The organism is Halobacillus litoralis (assembly GCF_020524025.1).
Taxonomy (GTDB): Bacteria; Bacillota; Bacilli; order Bacillales; family Halobacillaceae; genus Halobacillus; species Halobacillus litoralis_D.
In genome coordinates, this window is the sequence record NZ_JAIVKN010000001.1 from 1143797 (window position 1) to 1168074 (window position 24278).

26 protein-coding genes and 1 riboswitch are annotated in these 24278 nt (G+C 39.1%); of the genes, 10 read left to right on the forward strand and 16 right to left on the reverse strand.

Annotation, left to right across the window (positions count from 1 at the left end):
* Nucleotides 1–202: 202 nt before the first annotated feature.
* The 3 genes from LC036_RS06060 to LC036_RS06070 are packed head-to-tail and all read left to right on the forward strand — an operon-like array spanning nt 203 to nt 3823.
* Nucleotides 203–1582 carry a spore germination protein gene (locus tag LC036_RS06060; RefSeq protein ID WP_226579586.1) on the forward strand — a complete coding sequence of 460 codons (1380 nt, stop codon included), beginning with the start codon at nt 203–205 and terminating at the stop codon, nt 1580–1582.
* Nucleotides 1579–2673, forward strand: a complete 1095-nt coding sequence (locus LC036_RS06065; RefSeq protein WP_226579589.1) for a GerAB/ArcD/ProY family transporter — start codon at nt 1579–1581, stop codon at nt 2671–2673. The genes LC036_RS06060 and LC036_RS06065 overlap by 4 nt, the downstream gene beginning before the upstream one ends.
* The gene (locus LC036_RS06070) at nt 2663–3823 is read left to right on the forward strand and encodes a Ger(x)C family spore germination protein (RefSeq protein ID WP_226579592.1); all 1161 of its coding nucleotides are present in this window, start codon (nt 2663–2665) and stop codon (nt 3821–3823) included. Before LC036_RS06065 ends, LC036_RS06070 begins: the two co-directional genes overlap by 11 nt.
* A 227-nt stretch (nt 3824–4050) precedes the next feature.
* On the opposite strand, the gene LC036_RS06075 is transcribed toward LC036_RS06070, so the two are convergent.
* Nucleotides 4051–5076 (reverse strand): serine hydrolase domain-containing protein, encoded by a 1026-nt coding sequence (locus LC036_RS06075; protein ID WP_226579595.1) that lies wholly within the window; start codon nt 5074–5076, stop codon nt 4051–4053.
* Between the two features lie 254 nt (nt 5077–5330).
* On the opposite strand from LC036_RS06075, the gene LC036_RS06080 reads away from it, so the two are divergent.
* Nucleotides 5331–6053 (forward strand): 3-ketoacyl-ACP reductase, encoded by a 723-nt coding sequence (locus LC036_RS06080; RefSeq protein WP_226579597.1) that lies wholly within the window; start codon nt 5331–5333, stop codon nt 6051–6053.
* 228 nt (nt 6054–6281) lie between these two features.
* On the opposite strand, the gene LC036_RS06085 is transcribed toward LC036_RS06080, so the two are convergent.
* The 3 genes from LC036_RS06085 to LC036_RS06095 are packed head-to-tail and all read right to left on the reverse strand — an operon-like array spanning nt 6282 to nt 8804.
* Nucleotides 6282–7115 (reverse strand): MetQ/NlpA family ABC transporter substrate-binding protein, encoded by an 834-nt coding sequence (locus LC036_RS06085; protein WP_226579600.1) that lies wholly within the window; start codon nt 7113–7115, stop codon nt 6282–6284.
* Between the two features lie 23 nt (nt 7116–7138).
* The gene (locus LC036_RS06090) at nt 7139–7801 is read right to left on the reverse strand and encodes a methionine ABC transporter permease (protein WP_226579603.1); all 663 of its coding nucleotides are present in this window, start codon (nt 7799–7801) and stop codon (nt 7139–7141) included.
* Entirely contained in the window at nt 7761–8804 is a 1044-nt protein-coding gene (locus tag LC036_RS06095) for a methionine ABC transporter ATP-binding protein (RefSeq protein WP_226579606.1), read from the reverse strand. The genes LC036_RS06090 and LC036_RS06095 overlap by 41 nt, the downstream gene beginning before the upstream one ends.
* Before the next feature lie 183 nt (nt 8805–8987).
* A riboswitch (SAM riboswitch) is annotated at nt 8988–9091 on the reverse strand.
* A 175-nt stretch (nt 9092–9266) separates the two neighbouring features.
* Here LC036_RS06095 and LC036_RS06100 point away from each other — a divergent pair.
* On the forward strand, nt 9267–9614 hold the full coding sequence (locus tag LC036_RS06100; protein WP_226579609.1) for a carboxymuconolactone decarboxylase family protein: 348 nt from the start codon (nt 9267–9269) through the stop codon (nt 9612–9614).
* A gap of 344 nt (nt 9615–9958) precedes the next feature.
* On the opposite strand, the gene LC036_RS06105 is transcribed toward LC036_RS06100, so the two are convergent.
* Complete coding sequence (locus LC036_RS06105) at nt 9959–11332, reverse strand: NAD(FAD)-utilizing dehydrogenase (protein ID WP_226579612.1); 1374 nt, start codon at nt 11330–11332, stop codon at nt 9959–9961.
* Between the two features lie 14 nt (nt 11333–11346).
* Entirely contained in the window at nt 11347–11910 is a 564-nt protein-coding gene (locus LC036_RS06110; protein WP_226580040.1) for a GNAT family N-acetyltransferase, read from the reverse strand.
* Nucleotides 11911–12405: 495 nt separating this feature from the next.
* Here LC036_RS06110 and LC036_RS06115 point away from each other — a divergent pair, with 495 nt between their 5' ends.
* Nucleotides 12406–12717 carry a hypothetical protein gene (locus LC036_RS06115; protein WP_226579615.1) on the forward strand — a complete coding sequence of 104 codons (312 nt, stop codon included), beginning with the start codon at nt 12406–12408 and terminating at the stop codon, nt 12715–12717.
* A gap of 375 nt (nt 12718–13092) precedes the next feature.
* On the opposite strand, the gene LC036_RS06120 is transcribed toward LC036_RS06115, so the two are convergent.
* The 6 genes from LC036_RS06120 to LC036_RS06145 all read right to left on the reverse strand — a co-directional run bounded on the left by LC036_RS06120 (nt 13093) and on the right by LC036_RS06145 (nt 17472).
* Complete coding sequence (locus LC036_RS06120) at nt 13093–13542, reverse strand: hypothetical protein (protein WP_226579618.1); 450 nt, start codon at nt 13540–13542, stop codon at nt 13093–13095.
* Nucleotides 13543–13821: 279 nt separating this feature from the next.
* Nucleotides 13822–14208 carry an ectoine synthase gene (locus LC036_RS06125; protein ID WP_226579621.1) on the reverse strand — a complete coding sequence of 129 codons (387 nt, stop codon included), beginning with the start codon at nt 14206–14208 and terminating at the stop codon, nt 13822–13824.
* Between the two features lie 289 nt (nt 14209–14497).
* Nucleotides 14498–15322, reverse strand: coding sequence for a GGDEF domain-containing protein (locus tag LC036_RS06130; RefSeq protein ID WP_226579624.1), 825 nt, complete (start codon nt 15320–15322; stop codon nt 14498–14500).
* Between the two features lie 304 nt (nt 15323–15626).
* Entirely contained in the window at nt 15627–15851 is a 225-nt protein-coding gene (locus LC036_RS06135) for a GNAT family N-acetyltransferase (protein WP_226579628.1), read from the reverse strand.
* The gene (locus LC036_RS06140; RefSeq protein ID WP_226579631.1) at nt 15824–16108 is read right to left on the reverse strand and encodes a hypothetical protein; all 285 of its coding nucleotides are present in this window, start codon (nt 16106–16108) and stop codon (nt 15824–15826) included. Before LC036_RS06140 ends, LC036_RS06135 begins: the two co-directional genes overlap by 28 nt.
* 149 nt (nt 16109–16257) lie before the next feature.
* Nucleotides 16258–17472 (reverse strand): EAL domain-containing protein, encoded by a 1215-nt coding sequence (locus LC036_RS06145; RefSeq protein WP_226579634.1) that lies wholly within the window; start codon nt 17470–17472, stop codon nt 16258–16260.
* 192 nt (nt 17473–17664) lie between these two features.
* Here LC036_RS06145 and LC036_RS06150 point away from each other — a divergent pair, with 192 nt between their 5' ends.
* On the forward strand, nt 17665–19299 hold the full coding sequence (locus LC036_RS06150) for an N-acetylmuramoyl-L-alanine amidase (protein WP_226579636.1): 1635 nt from the start codon (nt 17665–17667) through the stop codon (nt 19297–19299).
* 160 nt (nt 19300–19459) lie between these two features.
* On the opposite strand, the gene LC036_RS06155 is transcribed toward LC036_RS06150, so the two are convergent.
* A complete protein-coding gene (locus tag LC036_RS06155) occupies nt 19460–19783 on the reverse strand; it encodes a nucleoside triphosphate pyrophosphohydrolase (RefSeq protein ID WP_226579638.1) in 324 nt (107 codons plus the stop codon).
* Between the two features lie 271 nt (nt 19784–20054).
* Here LC036_RS06155 and LC036_RS06160 point away from each other — a divergent pair, with 271 nt between their 5' ends.
* Nucleotides 20055–20357, forward strand: a complete 303-nt coding sequence (locus LC036_RS06160) for a hypothetical protein (protein WP_226579640.1) — start codon at nt 20055–20057, stop codon at nt 20355–20357.
* A gap of 8 nt (nt 20358–20365) precedes the next feature.
* On the opposite strand, the gene LC036_RS06165 is transcribed toward LC036_RS06160, so the two are convergent.
* Nucleotides 20366–20845, reverse strand: a complete 480-nt coding sequence (locus LC036_RS06165) for an RDD family protein (RefSeq protein ID WP_226579642.1) — start codon at nt 20843–20845, stop codon at nt 20366–20368.
* A gap of 330 nt (nt 20846–21175) precedes the next feature.
* Between LC036_RS06165 and LC036_RS06170 the strand changes: the two genes are divergently transcribed.
* A complete protein-coding gene (locus LC036_RS06170) occupies nt 21176–21700 on the forward strand; it encodes a DUF420 domain-containing protein (RefSeq protein WP_226579644.1) in 525 nt (174 codons plus the stop codon).
* A gap of 236 nt (nt 21701–21936) precedes the next feature.
* Nucleotides 21937–22167 carry a hypothetical protein gene (locus LC036_RS06175; RefSeq protein ID WP_226579645.1) on the forward strand — a complete coding sequence of 77 codons (231 nt, stop codon included), beginning with the start codon at nt 21937–21939 and terminating at the stop codon, nt 22165–22167.
* A gap of 311 nt (nt 22168–22478) precedes the next feature.
* Here the strand turns inward: LC036_RS06175 and LC036_RS06180 are convergent, their stop codons facing one another.
* Nucleotides 22479–22937 (reverse strand): hypothetical protein, encoded by a 459-nt coding sequence (locus LC036_RS06180; RefSeq protein WP_226579648.1) that lies wholly within the window; start codon nt 22935–22937, stop codon nt 22479–22481.
* A gap of 229 nt (nt 22938–23166) precedes the next feature.
* Nucleotides 23167–24102 (reverse strand): hypothetical protein, encoded by a 936-nt coding sequence (locus LC036_RS06185; RefSeq protein ID WP_226579651.1) that lies wholly within the window; start codon nt 24100–24102, stop codon nt 23167–23169.
* Nucleotides 24103–24278 lie beyond the last annotated feature (176 nt).

The following is a 24278-nucleotide window of genomic DNA, read 5'->3' on the forward strand; positions in this document are numbered from 1 at the left end:
TTAAATCTTTCTTGTTTTTGTTTTTTGCCTTTTTGCCCATTGTGACACCCTCCTTTCAGCCGTTAGTTTGCCACACACATGAAAAGTTCATGTAAAAGGGCTGTTTAAATCTATAAAAAGCATCAGGAGCTGTTGGATTATGTGTAAAACCTGCCTCTCCTGCTCATACTATAATAAACCTTTCATTCAAGGGGTGATCAACATGGAAAAATCCCGCTTGGATATTAATGAGATCTTACGCGAGAAGAGCAAACAAGGGCACATCGTTACAAAAGAAATAGAAATATCCGGGCATTCGATTTATGTGATCTACATGCCGTCAATAACAAAAAATGCAGAAATTAATAATTCAATTTTATCCCCTTTGATGGAGTGGAAGTATAGAAAAGGGCAAACGCCTGTTCATACGTTTTCAACTGAGCAGCTGCAAGTGATGAAGAATAAAGACGAACTCGACGCTCACCTTCTAGACGGTTACACAATCCTCATTGAAAACGAGGATGTTTATGCGCTGGATACAGCCTACTTCTCTCATCGGTCAATTTCTGAACCCGTATCTGAGATGACCTTAAGGGGCTCAAGAGACGGTTTCATTGAATCTATTCAGGAAAATATCAACTTACTAAGAGTCCATTTAAGGACCACAGATTTACAATTAGAGTATTATACAGTGGGTACTAAATCTTTCACCAATGTGATCCTAGCTTACATACAAGGAGAAGTAAATGAAGAGCTATTAAAAGAAGCACGGAAAAGAATTGAAGAAATCAATGCAGAGTATGTCTCAGATGGAGGTCTTATTGAGCAGAGCATTGAGAAAAATACGTACTCCCTTTTTCCTGAGGTTCAGGGAACGGAGCGGCCCATTAAAGTAACCAATGCCTTAGTTGAGGGAAAAGTGGCTATTTTTGTAGATGGCTCTCCTACTGTACTCATCGCCCCCATCACCTTAAACTCGTTGTTTCAAACGTCCGATGACTATAGTTTCAAATGGATACCGGCCTCTCTTGTCCGCTTGATGCGCTACATCGCTGCTTTCTTGGCGGTTATGCTTCCATCCATTTATATTTCATTAATCTCTTACCATCATGGGTTGATACCCACAGATTTAGCAATCTCTATTTCAAAAACACGCGAAGGAGTACCTATTCCATCATTTATGGAAGCCTTTTTAATGCAGGTGACCATTGAAGTATTAAGAGAGGCAGGAATACGGCTTCCAAAACCCATTGGTCCTGCTGTCAGTATTGTAGGAGCAATTGTTTTAGGAGAAGCAGCCGTCACTGCGGGTATAGTTAGTCCGCTTATGGTTATTGTTGTATCTTTTGCTGCCATCTGCTCTTTTACCATTCCAGATTACAGTCTAAGTTTAGCACTTAGAGCAATCAGCTTTATCATGCTTTTTGCAGCTGCCATTCTCGGTATTTACGGCCTGATCATAGCTATATTTTTACTTAGTATTCATTTAGTCAGGATTAAAAGTTTCTCTGTCCCGTACTTAGAGCCATTCGCTCCTTATTATTATAAGAGATGGAAAGATACCTTTATACGTTTCCGGTTTAAGAAAGGGGGTTCCCAGTGAGTGATGCTAAACAACTGACAGCCTTACAAATCATCGTCCTTACTACTTCTACAATGATTGGGATTGGTATTATTCTTATGCCTCGAGACTTAGCCAGACACGTGGATACTCCAGATTTATGGATCAGCATTATCTTTGGAGCTATCTTCATGTGCATAGTATCTATCATCTATGCTTTTCTCTCTTCCCGTTATCCTGGTTTATCTATTTTTGACATCTCACCAATCATAGTAGGAAAATGGTTTGGATTTATCTTTAATTTTTGCTTTGTGATTTATTGTTTAATCATTTCTGCATACATTCTTCGAGTGACGGCTGTTATCATCAAAAACTATCTATTGGATACTACTCCCCTCTATGTGATTGCAGGGACATTTTTGATGGTCAGCCTATACTTGATTGCAAACGGGGCAGGTGATGTGGTTCGTTTCTTTCAATTGTATTTTCCTATTATGATGTTCATGTTTATTGTGCTCGCTTTACTTAGTACAAAGGATATTAATATACAAAATACAAGACCCATGTTTGAAACAGATATCCTCCCTTTAATTACCGGGGTAAAAATCACCCTTTTTTCATTTGTAGGAATTGAATTTCTGTTAGTCTTTGGCACCCTGATCAAAAAGAAATCCGCGAAAAATTTAATGTATACATTGTGGACCAGCTTAGGACTGACTTCAATGCTCTATATTCTTTTCATCATCATTTCAATTGGCGTCCTCGGTGTGGAGGAATTAAAAGAAATCGCTTTCCCGACAATTGAAATGGCAAAAAGCATTGAATTTCAAGGGTTTTTCTTTGAGCGTTTTGAATTAATCTTCCTGTTTGGCTGGTTAATTACAGCGTTTACTTCGCTTACTGCCTACTACTTCTCTATGACAACAGGAATGAAAAAAATGTTTGGAGGATCCCGGTTTATGATTTGGATCTCTGGTACAATCATTTATGTTTTGACCCTGTATCCAGAGGGACTGACAGATGTTTTTCACTATTCTCAACTGATTCAAATAATTTCAGCAATAGCGGTTATTGCTATTCCAGGTATTCTTTTACTTGTTTCACTATTGAGGAGGCAGACCTATGTTTCTTAAACGTTCCCTTATTTCACTGCTCCTCTTATTTTCATTGGCGGGATGCTGGGATATTAAAGAAATTGAAGACATAGGAATTGTGTTGGGTATTGCGCTGGATACAACTGAAGATGATCAACTTTCTATGATTCATCAGTTCGTTGTACCCGGTCAAATCCCTACGCAGCAGAGCGGATCACCAGAAGGATTACCTTTTCAAAATATCCAGATAAAAGGTCATTCTCTTTTTGAAATTATTCGCAACAATTCTTTAGAAAGCAATGTCCCTCCAAATTTTACTCACTTAAAAACCATTTTACTCTCAAAGGAACTCTTAGAGAAAAAAAGAGTGGATCAATTCATTGACTTGTTCATAAGGGATCATGAATTTCGGAGAACTGTGCCTGTGTTTATTACACGGGATACTGTCGAAGAAGTGTTTGGAGAACAGCCTATGAAAGAACTGTTTCCTTCTATTCAAATTAAAGAGTTAAGTGAAAACCATTATTTAAATAATTTAACATTAAAAAGTCTTACTATAGGGGAAATGTCTCAATATATTTCGGAAGAAAAGAGTTTCTTAATCCCAGGCGTTGGGTTAAAAGAAGGTAAGGTAATTTCTCAAGGAGCTGGCATTGTTTCTTCAGAAGACTTCCGCTATCAAGGCTGGCTGACGGAGGAAGAAGTGGAAGGAGTCCGCTATATTAATAACAGTGTTGAAGGCGGTTATATCGACTTAAGTGAAGACCATATTGAACAAGGGCCAGTAGTTCTTGAAATTAATGGATCAAACACGTCCTATCATGTCGATCATTCAGGAGAAACGGTTCAACTTCATTTGAAAGTAAGCATCGAAACGTCGCTTGCAGAAGATTGGGCCATAGGTAGAGATGTTTACACGAAAGGCTGGAAAGAAGATTTGGAAGAAGCAGCCAATAAAAACATTAAGAAAAAAATTGAAAATGTTATAGAAGCTGCCCAGACGGAATATGAAACAGATTTCCTCAACCTATCTCAATGGATCCATATCAATGAACCCGATTATTTCAAAAAACATGAGGCAGAATGGGATGAGCTCTTCACAGACCTTGATGTCAAAGTCAGCGTACAAACGAAAATCACAGAATTTGGCACCCAAAACTTTAATGCCAATGAAGTTGGAGATTCTTAAACTAAGGCATTTGTTATGTAAGGACCAGGGACAAAAGACGACAACAGGAGATTTAGAAAAATGCTGAGAAATTAAAACCTCTCAGCATTTTCTCTTTTTCAACCAAGGGCATAATTTCTTTAGAGGCAATTCAGTAACTGTTAATAGTCAGAACACAACAAAAAGAAGAATGCTTTCCTAAATATCTCAATTAAAGTAGTCCCTAGTCTTACTTAGATCAACAGCGGCTACATTTTCATACAGTCTTCTACAGCCTTAACAATCAAGTAGGCACCCTTACTTTCATTGCTGCACACAGTAACCAGCAATTCATTTACATCGTAAAAGCATGAATGAAAGCTAACTCCTGGATCATAGCCCATCACATGGTATTTGACTTCCCCGTGATCAAGACTATCTATCCACAACCCATAGCCATAATATATCTGCTCTTTTACACTTACGTGGGGTTCAATTAATTGTTGAGTCATTGGTTTACTTAAAAGCTGAAAACTCATTAACCCCTCCCAAAATCGGTTCATTTCCTTAACCGTTACATATGCACCACCATCTGCACCGCCTTTGACAGGTACAGAATAGAAATTCGTCTTCCAAGTGCCGGAGACTTGATCTTTAATATAACCATAAGCGATATTTCCAGGAAGAGCATCCATGGAATAATAACCTGATTCCTTCATCTGACAACGCGTCAGGATCTCCTTTTCTACATAATCAGTAAAAGAAACACCTGTTTGATATTCAATAATCAATCCCAATACAATAAACCCGGCATTATTATAGTGAAACTTTCCTCCAGGTGAGAACATCATGGGCTTTTCTTGAAACATTGGAAGAAAATCTTTTAATTGTTTTAAGCAGTACATGGGGCTTTCTTTCCAAAGCTCTTCAAAGTCATCCATTTCCTCTTCATTAAAGTAATCAGGAATTCCTGATGTGTGAGTAAGTAAATGATGAACCGTCACCTCTTTACTGAAATGCGGAAAATCTATATCGATTATATTATGTATGGGTGTTTTAAAGGAAAACATGCCTTTCTCAACAAGCTGAGCTATGGCGACAGCTGTAAATATCTTACAGCCTGAAGCAATTCCAAACTTAGTATCCGGAAGGTTTCGAAGCTTCTCTGCCCGGTTTCTAAATCCATATCCTTTGCTAAAAACCCCCTGTCCTTTCTTCTTTATTTCCACACTTCCTGTAAAAGATGTGCTGCTGCAGATTTGGTCAATCTTATGACCCCAATCCAATGTCTTCATGTTTATCTTCCTTCCCTTCTTTCTTAAAAGAATGTCTCTAATTAGGTTTCTCTTATATGTATGTCTCTGTTAAAGTCTGTTTTTGATTTTAAATTTATATAAGGACTCTTATCCAGGTTGTAAACGTACCTAAAAGGTCACATTCATCATAAGCATAACAAATAAGAATTTTATAAGGAGAAATAGTGTGAAATTTTTGCAACCTTCTGATTAAAAGCCTACACTATTAACCAGAAACGAGAAAGGATGAGGATATGGGACAAGATATTCACGGTAAAACCGCATATATTACCGGTGCAGGAAGAGGCATTGGAAAAGCTACAGCCCTCAAACTAGCTCAAGAAGGGGTTCATGTGGGTCTCATAGCGAGAACAGAGAGCCAGCTCAAACAAGTAGCCGAAGAGGCCCGCACTTATGGAGTTCAAGCAAGTATTGTACCTGTGGATATATCCAATTTGAATCAGGTAGAAGCTGCTGTTCAGCATTTAAAAAAGGAACTTGGCCCAGCCCAAATTTTAATTAATAATGCCGGCATCGGTACTTATGGACACTTCTTAGAAATAGAACCAGAAGAATGGAAAAAAACATTCGAAATAAATGTATATGGTACCTACCATATGACCCGCGCTGTTCTACCTCATATGATAGAAAATAATGCAGGAGATATCATTAACATCTCTTCTAGTAGCGGTTTAAAAGGAACAGCCGGCTCAACCGCTTACAGCGCTTCGAAGTTTGCTGTACAAGGCATGACTGAAGCTCTCATGCAGGAAGTAAGACGTGAGAACATTCGTGTGTTCACCTTAAATCCAAGTCTTGTAGCAACCGAACTTGCTTTTGGTGAGGACCTCGATGATCAAGATAAGGAGAAATACATGCAGCCTGAAGATTTGGCTGAGTATATGACTGCGCAGTTAAAACTTCATCCCCGCATCTTTATTAAGCAGTCACTCCAATGGGCAACGAACCCCTTTTAAAGTTACTATTAAAAAGGAACCCATCTCCATTATGGAGATGGGTCCCTTTTCATTTTTTCATGGTAGTTCTCCTTTCTTAATTTATGTGTTTGAGGATGGAGAAAGTCAGATTTCTATGTTATCCAAACCTTTATCTATTCCAGATTAGAAAGAACCAAAAAAACACCTTCAAGAAACGATGGTTCCCATTCCTTGAAGGTGTTCCTTTGATCTTCATTATCCCTTGATTTATTCTTCTTTCATCCACTGCGGCTTTCCAAATCCTTCAAATTCTTCATCAATTATTTTTTCAAATTCAGCGGATTGAACCACTTCTTTTATATCTTTAACAAATTGAGCGTCTATATCTTCTGTCTTCACAGCCACACGGTTGCGGTATTGATCCGGCATATCCTCTAAAGCCAATGCATTTAACAAATCCATATCAGCAGCAAGCGCGTAGTTCCCTGGAACCATGGATAAATCCTCACTATCAACAAGACGTGGAAGCTGGCCGGCCTCTACTTCTACAAAGTCAATTTCTTTAGGATTTTCCTTAATATCTTTAAGTGATGCACGAAGCGGATCTACATCTTTCTTAATCTTAACTAAGCCTTCATCTTCTAAAATAAGCAAAGCACGTGCTAAATTTGTCGGGTCATTCGGTACAGCCATTGTACTGCCTTTTTCAATCTCATCCACTTGCTTATACTCATTCGAATAAATACCCATCGGGGCTGTTGGAACGATAATGACTTCAGAAAGTTCCAAATCATGTTCCTTAGCAAAGGATTCTAAATAGATGCCGTGCTGAAAGAGGTTAGCATCTAAATCACCATTAGCCAAAGCTTTGTTTGGTTGGACATAATCCGTGAATTCCTTGTTCGTTACTTCATACCCTTTCTCTTCAAGGAGAGGAGCAATAGCTTTATTGACCATATCACTGTATGGACCAGAAGTAGCTCCAAAGCGGATTTTTTCTTTTCCTGATGCATCCGCATTTTCATCACCACTGCCACAGGCAGCTAAAAAGGTTAAAGTTAAGGTTAAGATTGCTATAGCAAGTGTAAATCGTTTCTTCATATGTATTTCCTCCTCTAATATAGTTAACCCTTTTTCACAGATTTGGCTGCTAAGTCACCAATATACTGGACGACCTGAACCATTACAATCAAAAGGATGACTGTTGTGAACATTACAAAATTATCATAGCGGTAATATCCATATCTTATTGCTAAATCACCAATACCTCCGCCCCCGATTGCCCCAGCCATTGCTGAGTAGCCGATCAGGCTGATTGCTGTAATTGTCAAACCGCTGATTAAGCCTGATTTAATTTCAGGAAAGATAATATCTTTGATAATTAACCACGGAGAAGCACCACATGCGATGGCAGCTTCAATCACCCCACGGTCAATGTCTCTTGCTGAAGACTCAACAATTCTTGCATAAAAAGGGATGGCAGCAACAGATAAAGATACCGAAGCGGCTACAGGGCCAGTTGTCGTTCCCAGTAAAAGGTTGGTAAAAGGAAATAAGAAGACCAATAAAATGATGAAGGGTACGGACCGGACTAAATTAACAATGACACCTGTCACACTCTTAATCCATTTATTCTCTAAGAATAAATCCTTCTCTGTAACAAAAAGCAGCAAACCAAGTGGTAATCCTGCAATTAAGGCAACTACTAGTCCAATGCTTACCATAATTAGTGTTTCAATAAAAGATTTATTCAGCTCTGGCCATAGATTGATCAATTGATCGAGCATTTTTTAGCACCTCCACATCTCCCAGAGTACTTCTTAGACTATTTAGTGCACCTCTTACTTCTTTCGCTTCTCCAGTTAGTTCCATAACAAACGTTCCCAGTGCCTGATTCTGTATGTAGTCAACTTTCCCATGGAGTATATTTCCACGCACTTTGTGATGCTGCAGTAAATCTGACACAATCGCTTCCCCGGCTGTTTCCCCGGTGAATTTAAGATGGACGATCGTCCCCTCACTTTTATCGAAGAGAACTTCAGGAATCGTAAAGTCAATAACTGTTTGAATAAAGCGCTTTGTTAAATCATTTTTCGGTGCAGCAAAGATATCGTAAGTATTTCCTTCCTCAACCACTCTGCCTTCTTCCATAACGGCACAACGATCACAAATTTCCTTCACGACTTCCATCTCATGAGTAATTAAGACGATTGTCAAACCCAGTTCACTATTAATTTTTTTCAGAAGTTTAAGGATTGACTGCGTTGTATGAGGATCCAATGCAGATGTGGCTTCATCACACAATAAAACTTTCGGATTATTGGCAAGTGCCCTTGCGATGCTCACCCGTTGTTTTTGTCCTCCGCTCAGCTGAGCAGGAAACTGATTTGCTTTATCTGATAATCCTACAAGATCCAGCAGTTTTTCTGCTCGCTTCTTTCGTTCCACCCGACCGACGCCTGCGGCTTTTAAAGCAAAGCTGACATTTTCCACGACAGTCTTAGACATAGCAAGGTGAAAACCTTGGAAAATCATACCAATTGACTGTCTTGCCTTTCGAAGTTCTTTAGATGACAATGACATGAGATCGATTCCATCCATCATCACCTTTCCACTTGTCGGCCGTTCAAGGATATTCATACAGCGAATGAGCGTACTTTTCCCTGCTCCACTATAGCCCACGACACCAAAAATTTCCCCCTGCTTAATGTCTAAAGAAACATCGTTTACACCAATAACCGTTCCTTCTTTAGAAGTATAGATTTTACTGAGCTTTTCAATTGAAATCATTTCCCTGCCTCCTTTTCCAGTGCTGACTTAATTCTGCTTACTTTGACACCCTCATCATGCCACTTACTACTTCAAGTTGTAGGAAAGCATTGAATAGTAATTTCTCCTCACTCCTAAATTAGACCAAAAGAAAAACCCTTTCCATTTTGGAAGAGAGTCTCGCAATCATCAGGACCTGCAAAACTCTTATCTTCCAGAATGTTTTCCATTCTGTTGGAATTAGCACCACTCCACGGAAGGTTGCTGTGACATCAAAGGGCCTATCCCTCAGTCACTCTCGATAAGAATTATCATCGGGTAATTCAGTTATGATTTAACACTTTAACGCAGATTATTAGATTTGTAAACAATATTCGGAACTTTTCCACATTAAGAGATTGAATATGTTGGAAAACACGTCCATTTGTTTAATGGATAGGAAAGATAAGGAATAAAAAAGTAAATTTGAAAGGAGATTGATGGATGAATAAAAATGCTGTACAAGTACTAGAGGACTATCGTCAAGGAATTGAAGAGTTAACCAATTATCTGCCTGAAGCAACAAAAGATTATAACCGCTTCACTGGGGCATTTTTTGAGAGTGGTGAAATTGATAAATCTATAAAACATTTAATGGCCCTTGCTATCAGTTTAAAAGATGGAGATCAAGCAAGCATGACTTATCACCTGGATCAATGTGTAGAGCTTGGCTGCAGTGATCAGCAAATTTATGAAACGATGGGTGTTGGAGCAGCTTACGGCGGGGGTTCCGCAATGAGTCAGGCGGTCACTTCGGGAATGAACATCTTAAAAGAACTTCGTGAACGCTGAAACACCTGATTTTAACCAGGCTTTCAGCTTGTAGAGAAACCGTATTTTTCTACAAGTTTTTTGCTGTCAGAACAGGAGACCGTTCCCTTTTCACGGACGACACCCTTGTTCAAGCACAGTATGTCTGGACCAGGACCTGCTCTCCTTTTGTTGTGATGAAAAACAAAAAAGCTTCCCCTTCACTTAGACACCAGGACCAAGTGAAGGGAAAGCTTTTTCAAATATTATAAGGCTGCCGACATCAAAGTCTGTCAACGGACTATTCTTTTCCACGTTTCATCCAATTCTCTATATTTTTCGTTCACTATTAAATGTGGTCGGATCTTTCAAAATTGGAATGAAAATCAAATCATGTCAGCGCTTTGATAATTGACGGCCTGCGACGATACCATATGCTGACCCAAGTATAAACCGCTGGCGGCTGCTTGAGCCAGAGAATGGGTGACCCCAGAACAGTCCCCTACTAAGTAAAGCCCTGAAAGTGACGTCTGAAAATATGGATCTGTAAAAATATGGGCCTCATAAAACTTAGCGTCTAAACCATATAAGAGCGTATCAGAATCAATAGATTCACCTAGTAACCCTTCTAATCTTGTAAAAAATTCCAAGAGAGATTCTATATAAAGATCAGGGACCTCTTCACGCAGATCTCCAGCTTCAGCTTGCAGAGATGGGCAGATACTCCCCTCGCAGCTTCCCTTTGATCGTTTACCCGCTCTTAAATCTTCATATCGCTGGACAACGATCCGGTTCGACCCTCTATTTATTCCACCGATAACACGCTCAGCAGCACTCATAGCTTCTTTGTGGTTGTCGTAGTAACGGGGCACAAATAAAGAAAAGTTTAAGTTAGACCCGGGCGTCTTTTTTTCACGTTTATTCTGCCCATCCGGCATTACGAGGCCATGTTGATACTTCCGAATAATTCTCCCGTTTGGATTCATGCAGTACGTTGTAGCTGAAAAGGTGTCTGTTTTAATATTCAATTTCGTTTCAAATGTATCCTGCAGAATTGAATCAAGCTGGTTACCGCGCATTTCTACCCGAATCCCAAGGTCAAGCCTTGTTTTTTGTGGTTTCAACCCTAGTTTATCAGCCATTGAATGCAGCCACTCACTCCCACTGTTCCCTGTTGCCAGTACAACCTTTGAACTAAAAAAATCACCACTATTTGTTTGGATTCGAAAACCCTTCCTAATCCTTTCAAGTTTCTGAACAGACGTACAAAATGTGAAGGAAACTTGTTGGATCAGTTGATCATACATTTTCTGAAAGATTGATTGTGCAAGTCCAGTCCCTAAATGACGAACATCGGTTGAGAACACGTTTAGTGCGTATCGAGCCGATCTTTGTGATAAATGCTCGTTTTTTGTACTGTACTTTTCAACAGCATCTCCGCCGAAGGAACAAAGGATTTGATCCACCTTCCTCATGTATCTTAAACTTTCAGTTTCACCGATCTTCTGTGCAAGCTCTCCGCCAAAGTCATTAGTATAGTTGAATTTTCCTTCCGACTTACCAAGACCCGCAAATCCTATGTATTTTTCGCACCCATCTTCACACGTACAAGCTCTTCCTTCATCAAGACCACAAGAACGTTCCGCCAATGGTTTTCCTTTGTCGATGACATGAATACGGCAGTCCGGACTTTTTTCTATCAGTGAAAGGGCAAGAAATATGCTGCTTACACCTGCTCCAATAATCGTAACATCATGCATGAGACCCCTCCCTTTCATACCCGTATTTTCGCATAAATACATGTATCCGTAAGCCTTTTTTTATCAACAGAGCGATCTTCATTCCGAAGAATTCCCTCAAGATTGTAGTCAAGAGCTTCAGGAATGGCCCGGCTTTTTATATTTTCAGCTTCACAGCGAATTTCCACTCTAGATCCTCCTAAATCCTCTAAAGCAAATGATGTTAAGGCTCCGACTGCCTCTCTCATATATCCTCTGCCACTGTGCTTTGTATGCATCCAGTAACCAATTTCAAACTTAGGTACATCCCAGTCAATATTGTGAAAACCTGTAGACCCCAGAAATGTTCCATCTTCTTTCAGATAAATTAAGTATCGTAATTTTTCTCTTGTTAGAAAATGCGCATGAGCTTCTCTGGCATTAATCTCTGTATCCTCAACACTTGGAGTAGTTTGAACAAAACCAAGCCACGGCTTTAACTCGTTTATAGAATCCTGGATGGCTTTATTTACAGCCGGTCCATCTCCTGGCATTGGCATTCTTAATTGTAATCGCTCTGTTTCAATGGTTGTTTTTACATCAATCATTATGGGGTTCAACGTTTCATCCACTCCTTATAAAGGTTACTCAGCATTTTTTGATGTCTTTGCTGAAATCTCTTAGAAAATATGGATCTATTAACCATAGCGTAGATCACGCTCCACTTATCCTGAACGTGTAAAAGAACGAAGAGGTGTTCATTCCTATGACCGGCATCCATTTTTTCTGAGCCACCCTTCTTATTTAATGAAACAACGAATAATGGAGCTGAATTCATTTGAAAATTCTTACTATCTATCAAAACCCAATTCTCATATCTTTGCAATAGCTCTACAAATATCTTTTATATATGTCTATAGGAAATGGTACGAAGGGCAGCCATTATGTGATCCAGGTGACATTTCATGCATAAAGACCTTGTTCCATTGAATAGCTTATTAAGGTCAACGCTTTCTGTAGACATTTATAATGGAAAGGATGGTCATTTTTTGTAGGGAAGGAGTCTACGATGAGTCTTCGTTATTTACTCTCAAATTGAGTAAGGGAGGAGTCTTATGTCAGCAGCACGTATCCTCATGTGGGTAACGGGAGGTCTTGAGGCATTTTTAGGGATTCCAGTTTTCGGCGGGACGTTTATCCTGTCTTTATTATGGACGCCGCTTGCAGTAATGTTGATTCTTCACATCCTGACCCTTGTACTTGCACAGAAACAAGGCAGAGAAACACGTGGGAGTGTCCTTGGTATCCTTACATCCTGTATTGCCTGGATTCCATTTTTAGGTATGGTTATGCATATTTTAACGGCCATTTTCCTCCTCATTGATGCAGCTGAAAAGGATCCGGAACGAGAGAAACAAATGGCTTAAAGAGTAAATAAGTGACCTCCTAAGGGATCACTTTTGTATGTTATACCGAAGCTGATATTAAATAGAACCATAACTATTTCATAAAAGGGTTGTATGAACGACCGAGCCATTCTGCTTTCCTTTTAAGATACCTTCTAGTATTGAGTTTTACATGCCAACTACTGCTGTTAGTGGAGAGACTGTGATCCGCTCTAATAAAAGGGAGACTAATCGCAGACTTTCCATTTTAAGACTGGCATCCAACACAAAACCTCTGACCTATGTACAAGGGCTTCTCTGTGGCTTACACGTGTATCCGGTTTATATAAGGGTATTCTTATCAGGTTATACTTCCACTGCTAAACATCCTCAGTTTTTTATCATATACACAGTCTATTATCCAGTTAACTCTATGTATTCCTTATAATAATATTCTTTGGCCTTCCATTTATTTTGACCATTCCGGAAACCTGTAAAGAGCGCTAGGGCAGTAAATATTCCTGATATTACCCATGAAAAATCCGCACTTAAAATGGCTGGAATGATGACATTTATACTTTCAATAAAAGATGACTGCACATTGAAAAGAACACGATGGTCCCTCCAGCGGTCCTCCCATATCTTCCACAATTCCTGATTTGTTTTCCGACTCATATAGGTTTGATACAAAAACAGGCTGTAAAATAGAAGAGCCCCTAAATAGAAATAACCGGTCACTTCTTTTAAAAACAGCTGACCCAATCCGATGCATGCGACCATAATTAAAAACATATGCCACATTGAACGTCGTGCTTTATTATGAATGATTCTCTGATTGATACTTTCTTTTTCCAGTGCTTCTTCCATCCTAACCCCCTTCTCTTTCTATTTAATAAAAATAAAGGTGGATCTTTTTCTTAAAGCCGATAAAAATACCTTAGAAATCAATCACGTTAAAGAAATGTGTTCATTACCACTGTCCCCTTGTAACATTTATCCATTTTTATGTTTTAAATGGATAATTCTCAATAATAGTGTAACAGATTTTTCTGATAGTGCGAATTTTCCTACGATAGATTTATGATTCAGCTGTGAAGGGGTAAGCACTTTTTCATTCAAAAAAAAGTCTCTCCTAAACAGGAAAGACTACTCTTCATCAAGAGGATAAACACCCTCTTCATTATGAACCTCATGACCATTGATGGGTGGATTAAAAACACAAATCATTCTCATATCTGTTTTTGCACATAATATATGTTCATCATGCTGATCTAGTGCGTAAAGTACATTTTTTCTAATCGGCCATACCTTTTGATCCTTTAATGTATGGACCTCCCCTTCGCCTTCAATACAATAGACAGATTCCAGATGGTGCTTGTACCAGATATGGGTTTCTGTTCCTGCTTTAATATGAGTATCATGAATGGAGTACCCCATCTGATCATCTTTCACTAGTAACCGTCGGCTGACCCAGTTTCCTCCATCCACTTCCTGATTTGATCCAATAATTTCTTCCAGTGAAATGACTTTCATCCTCACTCCTCCTTTTTTCACTCTATTCCCCACATTTAAATGTAGAACACCTTCTTGTATACTGAAATATAATTATGTAAACTACATGAAGGCTAATTAATATAATTAATACAATGTATAGATAGATGGAAATGGAAAGAAGGTATGAATGGAGAAATTACTTTTTATCAGTCCTCCTACTCTTTAAAAGATAAACATAAAAAGCTGCATGTTATCATTCGTGTTTATTTATATATTAGTTCAAAATAGCAGGATGTTATTCTAAGATTCAATAAAAAGAACGCTTTTATCAAAGCGTCCTTTGACGGATGTCATGGCCGCCAGCCCTTTTAACCTTATACATCGCTTGATCGGCTTGATCCAGAATTGCAACGAAATCTTTCTCTCCAAAACAAAACTCGCATATCCCGATGCTTACAGTAATTTTTATGGTATGTCCTTCAATAAGAAAGGAGTCGCGAAATTGCTGGTGGATAAGAGAACATAGCTTTTCGGTTTTATACTGCTCAGTTGAATGAACAATTACAAACTCATCACCGCTCAGACGGTACACTTTATCTTCTAATCCTACCGACTTGGTTAGAACTAAAGCAATGAATCTTAAAACTTCATCTCCTATAACATGACCATAAGTATCATTGATCTGCTTAAATTCATTTACATCAAGAAAGAGAAGTGCATAATCCTTTCCCTGATTCTGCTTATCTAAAAAAAACTGCTGCAGAGCCTGACGATTAGGCAGATCTGTCAAATCATCATGTAGAATGCAGTTCTGCGTCTCCTCAAGAGCGGCTACGGTTTTATTAATATTCGTATTTAACTCCCCGACAACTCCGCCGACATTAAGTGTAGAGCGTGCAGACAAATCCCCGTTCCTGACAGACTGCAGTACACTGCTGAAATGATGGGTAAACTTCTTTGTGAATAGGTAAAAGACAAGGTGATTTACGACGCCAAGTAACAAACCTGCTATGATAGAAGCAAATAGAAACAGCGTAACAAGTTCTTTTGGGATAACGATAAATTGGGATAGGACAGTCGAAAAACATAGGCCGATGACAATACCCAATCCGACATAAACGGCAAGCATCCAAAGTAAGTAATGATTCTTCATCTTAAACGACCTTTCTATATACGAGAACCTCCGGATGGTGTGGAATGGTTATATTGTCTAAAGCTTATCCGTTCTCTATGTAATACTCCGCGCTTTCTATCAGCCATATCCCCAGTGCTAAAGGAATTAATGATTAAGAAGTATTTGTTCCTTCATTACCCTTTTCAAAAGCACCATACACCTCGAAAGACCTATTAATTCCTGGATCTTATTATACGTATTGAGGTACTCAAACAGCAACTGATTAGTTTTTATGGAATAGAACAAAGAAACAGAGGATGTCTAAAGGCTCACGTTTCAACCATTACTTTTTAATCATCGTCATAAATTGATGAGTATCCGTGTAAAAAAACTCATCCTGTACAAAACCTAAACTCCTATAAAGACGGATGGCTCTCCTATTAAAGGTGGCCACTGAAAGGCGGATAGGAATACCCGGATCTTTCTCTTCAATAAAGTCCAGAACAGCGCCGCAAAACACCTTTCCTTTTCCTTTACCAGTTAAAGCGGGGGCAAGACCCAGCCCCATGTCGATGCTGTCCTCTTTATAAACACCTGCTTCTTCTCCAGCCGGTACTCTTGATGGCTGCCGGTACAAAAGAAACCAATATAGATATTGTTTTCAAACACAGCTTGGAAGTTCCCATCAAGTCTTTCCTTTAAACTCTCTTCGTCCGCTTTTACATCATAAAAGTCATAAGGCGCTTCATAGCGCCATAATAATGACTCCCATGCTAGTTCTTTTGTCATTTCTCTAATAGAAACTTCGATAAATTCTTCCCCCATTCAAAATAAAGTCTGTCAGATACCTGCTCTATTTTTCATGATTTTCTAACTAAAAAATCAACACGGAGGTATAAAAGAGACTAAAACTCAGTAACCCCCTTCCTTGTAGTGCATAACCACATCTTCACCTATTTCCATAGACGTTAAGCTCAAGCCAACAAACACTCGTGATCATAGAGGTAGGCGTAGCGTAAATCAATAAAAAGGAAGTGTTGATCCGTTAGTGGGAAGCTGAATGTACGTACCATTTCTTTCGTTTCAATATCTGAATATAAACCAGATAGAAGCCCTGTGTTCAAGGCTTTCATCTGCATTACATTTTCAAGGAAATAGGGTCGAAATGCCCAGTTAGAGCCGCGTTTATGTGGCTCCAGTTCCCACGTGTCCGTTTTTTTTCTAAAGTTTGAGGAAACCTGTTGACCGTCAATATGACAAACAAACATTCGAAAGCTCTCCTCATGAAATTGCTCTGTTATTGATTGGATAAAGATATCCGCTTTTTTTGGTCCCTCCCATTTAGAAAGAACAGACCTTACTTTCTGCTCCCACTTCTTCACAAAATTATGGCGCTGCTCTAATAAATTTTTCTCTCTTTGAATATATCCACTGATTTTCTCACTAATTTTCATAGAGAGAGAGGTATGATCGACCGGTTGGAAAGAAGGATGGGCAAGGTAGAATCCTTGGTAGTATCTACTTCCGTGTTTCCAGGCAAAATAAAGTTGAAAATCATCTTCGATATTCTCAAATAGAAGGGCTGCTCCAATTCGATGGGCAAGCATGGATAAAGAGTACATAATATCCTGAAAAACATCACCATTTTGTGTGCGGATAATACTAGTATCAATTTTCAAGATATGGGGTTCAAGTTGGCGTATTCGGTCAATATTAGAACTTTTCGCCCCTACATGATCCACAGCAATCTGAATCCCGAAGGTTTTATAATACAAAAGCAGATGACTCAAAGATTCAAAGTCCTCATCAAAATCATGCTCTGTTACTTCTATAACAATACGATTCAAATGAAAGCCCTTTTCTTCATATTGAAGAAGTAACTGCATAAGATCTTCCCCATTATTAACCATTAACTGTTTAGCATTACGGTTAATGAACAGCATACCATCACTATTATTTGCAAGCATTTCTTCTATGGCAAGCTGCAGGACCTGCTGATCAACTTCTACTTTAAATTCTTCTGGTACGTCGGGATCATGAAAGAAAGAACCCAGGCTGAGCCATGTATCATCTTGTTTATAGCGTGCTAATACCTCATGACCTATAACCCCATGATTAATAGCACTCAATATAGGTTGAAAAACCGGCTTTATCTTATGTAAATTCCCTACAATATCTAACGGATCCATGTGTTCCCTCCTCTACAGGTTACATGACCTATTATACAATAAGAAGAAGAATTCTCTAAACCTTCAAAATAAGAGTTCAAAAGAAAGATAAGAAAAATAGGCCACACGCAAACCAACCTCCATATATAACCATACACCCGGTCTATTCCACTCATATAATAGAGGGATATTTAGAAAGGAGATCTAACGATTATGAAAATTGTTGTCATTGACGCCGGCCATGGAGGAACGGACCCTGGTGCCATCTATCAAGGGAATCAGGAAAAGACGTTCAACTTAGCCATAGCCTTGAATGTAGAGCGGATCCTTTCACAAAATTATGAAGTAGAAACAATTATGACAAGAACAAGAGATGTGACATTAAGTTTGGACAGCCGTACCTCGCTTGCCAACCGTCTAAACGCCGATTTCTTTTTATCCATTCATAACAATGCTGCGGGCGGAAGGGGGTTTGAAAGCTACGTTTTCAACGGCCCCCTCTCACCGAATACTCAGCAGTATCAAAGAACTATTCATAATACAACATACAAAGCAATGAGTTCTTACGGTGTCAGAGATCGCGGTCAAAAACGCGCCAATTATTATGTGCTCCGTGAAACAAACATGAGCGCTTTACTATTAGAAGTGTTATTTGTGGATAACCCTCAAGATCTTGCTTTATTAAAAAACTCCGCTTTTATTAATGATATAAGCAGAGCGATCGCAAATGGAGTGGCGGATGCTTTGAATCTTCCAGCAAAAGAACCAACTGCACCAACCCCTCCTTCCGATACATTATTCCGAGTTATTGCAGGCTCATTCAGCAGCAGGGAGAACGCTGAAGAAAGAATCGAGTACCTTGCCAGCAATGGTTTTGCAGGATTTGTTGTTCCAACGACAATTTCCGGTAAAACCTATTATCGAGTACAGACGGGAGCGTTCTCTAACGAAGAAAATGCGAGAGAACAGGTCGATCAGCTGAAAAGTGTTGGTATTAATGACGCGTTTATAGTTAAAGGTGAGGATTCATCAGAACCAGAAAATCCAGACTCAGAACTCTATCTAGTGATAGCCGGTTCATTCAGAGAACGCGGTAATGCACAAAAACGTGTGAACGCACTTAAAGAGAACGGAATTGATTCGCTCATTACTACAACCTCTATCTCGGGAATCACATATTATCGAGTACAGGCCGGGGCTTTCTCTAGTGAAGAAAATGCCTTGGCACAAATAAATCGTTTGAAGAGTGTTGGAATTACAGATGCATTTATTTTAAAAGCTCCCGCTCAACCTCCAGCTCCTATAGAAGGGTACACAATTTCTGGTGAGATGTATTTAAATGCCTGTCAACTTACGGAATATGCACGGACTGTCAATTCCGAGGCACCGGAGCTGGGAGCATACTACCTCAAATATGGTGAAATCTATGGTATTAGAGGCGATGTTGCCTACGCACAAGCCATTAATGAAACAGACTTTTTTCGTTTTACTGGTTTGGTTAGTAAGGAGCAGAACAACTATGCAGGAATTGGTGCTACCGGTCCCGGAAATCCAGGTGCATCTTTTTCTACACCCGAAGAGGGTGTGCATGCTCACATTCAACACCTGTTTGCCTATGCATCTACTAACCCCATTCCGACTGGATTGAAAAAAGTCGACCCACGTTTTGATCTTGTAACAAGAGGAAGTGCAGTGACATGGAATGGGCTCAACGGAAAATGGGCAGTTCCAGGCACTACTTACGGTCAAAACATTCTGTCAATTTATGAACGAAGTATCAATGCTGCACTCAAAAAAATGAATCAACAAATGGAAACTTTAGATCGTGTATTAGAAGATTTAAAATAACCAAAATCCGGACCCTGTTTAGACAGGGTCCGGATTTTTTCTCTAGGAAAAGTCTACAGTGCTGGTTCTCCTAAGAGAAGTCTAAACTCTTAGTTTTGACATAGAATGATTTTTGATGACCACTTGAAAACTCTGCATTTATGACAAGAAAACGTTGGCTTTATTCCTCTACCTGTACAAGAAAGACCCGCTCATTAAAAGCTCCTCTTGTATCAGATTTCTCTTTTTTGACCTGTTCCAGTTGTTCCATAGAAACCCCATGTTTTCCAGCGAGAGCAGTTATCACCTCTAACGCATCGGCCTGCTCCTCTACTGCATCAGCATCATTCCCAGCTTCTAAGTACTCTGAAATTTCTTCCTGCAATTTATTTCTCAATTCTTTATGATACTCTTCTTTATTTAATATCTTTGTCTTTGGTTCCTTTCCCCGCTCCTCTATTATTCTTGGAATAAAGTCACGTACCAGCTTGTTGTAAACAGGCATATAAACCCTCCTTCTTTTCCTCACAATTATTTCACCAAAGCTCAGCATGTCGATTAGGTCTATTGATTATCCATGTTTTGGAACTTATTTAAAGTAGATTCGTATCTATAACATGCTCTCTTTCCAAGCTTATGTGATAAGTTCTCTATGACACCACCATCTTCCGGTCATATGGAAGGAGAGTTCCCTTAAGCAACCCATCTATGACTCTCACATTAAGATCGACATTCATGTTAAATGATTCCTTATATTATCAAAAGGAGGTGAATCCTTGTTTATCACGGGTGTGCTGCTAGTACCGTTGTTTTTATTTTTCACATTCGTCCTTTTCACATTTGCCTGGGGGAAAGCGGGTAAAACAGAAAAAGGCAGAAGAGTTTTAAACCAATCCCTTGCTAATGCTGCTCCAATTCTGCCTATTGGATGGCTGATTATAGAATCCTATCATGGATTTATCCACAAACTTTCTTATTCTGAGTATAGAGATTCCATGTGGGTACTAGTTATGATTTCATTTATTTACATCGGTATATCTATTCTTAGTAAAAAAAGAAAAGATCCAGCCGGAGTTTAAGTTGTATTTCATTCCAGTGATTTGCGCTTAATCTCTGTACATGAAACGATTTCCGACCATCCTCGTCCTTTTTTATCTGTAAGAGCAATAAAGAGAGTAATAAAATACCATAGTCCATTAGACAGTATTACCGGTACAAATCCAAGAACCGCTCTTGCTATAATCTGAAGTATGTTTGGCTTATTACCATTTATAGATAAGACCGTTATATTCGTCAAAAGCATTCCAAGTGTACGCCCTTTAAAGAATAACGGGACACCAATCAAGAAGGTTACGTGGGTTAGGATAAAAGCCTTCCAGAAGACGGGGTTGGGATTGTATCCACGTCCTGAATCCAGCATTTCTGTAATGAATGCAGCCAGTACTCCAGCGATAATAAGTTCAAGGGCCCCGCCAATAAAACGTTGAAACAGATTTTTTTCTTCTATGGGAAGTTCCTCCTTCCTGTGTATTATCTTATGGAAAGGAGGGAAAGATGGTTTGCCCAAATCGGTTCCATAATGAGATGGAGCTTCAACTCCATCTCATTATGGAAAATTTAACACAATCAATCTAAAAATTAATCTTTTAACTATAGAGAGCAGCTCCCATGTACGAGGTATGTTGGTTCCGGTACGAGAAAACCAATCTTCATGTTTCCTGTAGTCGACTTTATTAATTACTTTTAAATTTCCTCTGGATTTATATTCCACGCTTTTTCCACCGAATCCATCGTAAATCCTTAATAATGGATAATTCACTACTCTGTCATGGAATTCTGAGTGGTTTTTCTATATACTTGTCTAGGATTCTATAAAGAAAAAGAAAGGATCGATCCTATGAAAAAAGAATTCAACTATGTTCCATGGGTTGTCGGTCTATCGATCGCCATCAACTTAATTGTTGTTGCCCTTCTCTTTTTGCCGAAAGTAGACGGTGAAACGAGCTTCGATATTAAACTGCTGCCATTACTAAACGCTGTTCTGAACTCATTTACATTTGTGTTCTTATTAGCAGCCCTTTTTATGATTATCAGAAAAAATATAGTTTGGCATAAGCGGTTTATTTTTGCAGCTTTTACGAGTACAGCATTTTTCCTTATTTCTTATCTGACCTATCATTCAATGGCAGAATCCACTTCTTATGGTGGGGAAGGCCTTGTGGCGGGAATTTATTATTTCATTCTAATTACCCACATTGTTCTGGCTGCTCTTATTGTTCCGCTTGCTTTGCTTACATTGTTCCGGGGGCTGGCGATGAAAGTGGATAAACATCGGAAAATCGCTCGTTTGACAATGCCGCTATGGCTTTATGTCAGCCTGACCGGGGTTATCGTTTATTTAATGATTTCACCATATTATTAAAAAATAAGGCCTACGCACGATTGCGCAGGCCTTATTTTTATATAAAATTATTCTATAATAACAAACAAAAAATTCGAATGTGCTTTTTCAACCTTATTTAGTAGCTAATATTGCTTCCTTTTGTTATTGTAGAATAACAGATAACTGACAACAAAGAATATGTTGTTTACTCAGCTGTTATTTCGGGAAAGTAAATGCTTAGACGTCACTTATTAAATCTCTTGAAGGAGAATGACATGGACATACTTCAATTTATTAAAGATGAAGGGTATACCTCAGCGAAATTTCATTCACTGAGCGGTGAAGACGTTCATATTCAGTTGAGTGATGTGGCTTCTTCTGATGACTTGTTTAAACTGTTGGAAGTAACACCAACATCAATTAATTATTTTCCCTTTGAAAGAGCACCCTATTTAGATTGTATTCAGGATCACTCTTATCTCAAGTTAAAATTGATCAAACCATAGCATGAAAATAAGGGAAACCGGATCACAGTTGTGATCCGGTTTTTTTATCCGCTTGTTTTATATTTGGTTCTGTTAAAGATTTATATTGCTTTTTTACACGAGTTTTAAGGAACTCCTTCCCTCCCAACCTCTCATCAAGATAACGGACCAAGTCCGCTATTCCAGACAAGGAAGATTGTTTAAAAGAGTTCTAATGATCAACACTCGACTTTAACAGAACTTTTTATTTAAAAGACATGTAATCCCCTTCTAAAGCGAACCTGAAGCTTCATTCATCACCAGACAGGGGGATTTCATTCGTGTTTAACTAATTACTGTGGGGTAGTGGGTTCTGTTTTAAGTGCGTTCAGAATGATCTGCTTTATTTGAGGCGTCATGTTTCTCAATTGTTCCACATCATAGCACCCAGTATAGTATTGAATGACAAGACCATCCACAAAGGAAATCATGACGGAGGCTCCATACGGTTGATGAATCAGTGGATACTCTTTTTCTTGATCCAATGAAGTAAGCTTATCTTGTACATAGTCAACCATTTCGTTAAAAGCACCGCTAAAGGTATGCTTATAGATATCTCCTTTGGAATAGCGGCTCATAACGGCTTTTATATTCTCTATATTTCTATCGTTGTACTCCCATGAATCCATCAGGAATTCATGAACAAACTCCTCCACTGTTGTGCTTTCATTACCCGTAACTGCTTCCACATAGTCATCCTCAAGCTTCTTCAACAATTCGTCCATATCTTTATGGGAAATTCGATGTTCCATTATATCACCTTCATTTCTAGAGTTGGTTGCTATTTTCCCAAGATAATAGAATTTAACACTACTTTTTACGATAGAATAAGAATATTTTAAATTATTTATTCTTCCTAAACATCAGTTCCCCGAGGCAGATCGAATGTTTTTTTATCAAAAAAACGCACCGCTGTTTCTTACAGCAGTACGCCCATTCAATACCTTTTCAAAGATGTTTTCAAAAACTTCCTCAAAATGACTATAACCAGCCCATAACCTTCATTTTTTTATAGCGGTTTACAGCCACAACCCCCTGCCATTGCCGCTTAGCTAATACATAGGACTCCGAATGATCTCCCCAATCCCAGGTAATATCCCAGACCCCTTCATCTAAAAGTGTATTCATATAGAATTTCGCATTTTCACGAACAAGATCAGGAAACTTTTCATAAAACGGGTGCTGGGGGCCGTCGATCATATCAAGAGGAAGAGCAGAGTAGCTTCTCCCCCATTTTGAAGGTTCCATCTCTACACAGGCTTCTGTAAGATCATAAATATGACTTTCAATTAGTGAAAAGGTATATAAACTCTCCGTTTGCAGGCGGCTTTTGTAACGAGAGAGGATAGAAAGAAGCTGCTGATAGCAAAGAACTTCATGAAAATCCATGTCATCTGCAGCCATTAAACGTTCAACTGCTCTGACAATACTATGCCAGCCTAACTCGGAGGCCTCGCTTCCAATGGCGGACCAGTCAACAAGAAATCCTGCAAGTTCAGCGGATGGATTAAACATCCATTGACTTTGAATACCTTCCTTATAATGCCACCACGGAGCATGAGGGAAATCATTGACCTCCGGAATTACGGATGGCCACATTCCTGTCTCCGGGTCATATGTATTCATTAAATAGGAAATCACCCGAGTAATGACAGGCTCTTTAGAAGCAACTCTCATTTCTAAAAGCTGCTGTCCAGCCGCCCAAGTGGCCATAGGGGAAGAACCAGGCAGCCAAAAGTCCGGCTCAATTCCATGGCCGAACCCTCCATCTTCATTTTGAAAAGCGGTCAAATATCGAAGGACTTCTCTCTTGGATCCTTTTTCAAAAAGTGCTCTCCACCGTGCCTCCTCCAATGGTCTTGCATACCTCTTCATCCATATACTTGTCTTCGTGAAATTCTTTGTGAGCTTTTCCATTCTTCTGCCACCCTTCTAAAGGTTTTCGGGCATTCACAATGATGTAGACCTGTGATGAAAGAAGCCTTTTCCTTGGAAATAAACGAACAGCGTGACAATATCACTTTAATTTCGATTCAATTAAGCATTAGAACCGTTTTGTTAACACGTAAGTAAAATCAACATAGGATTGATTG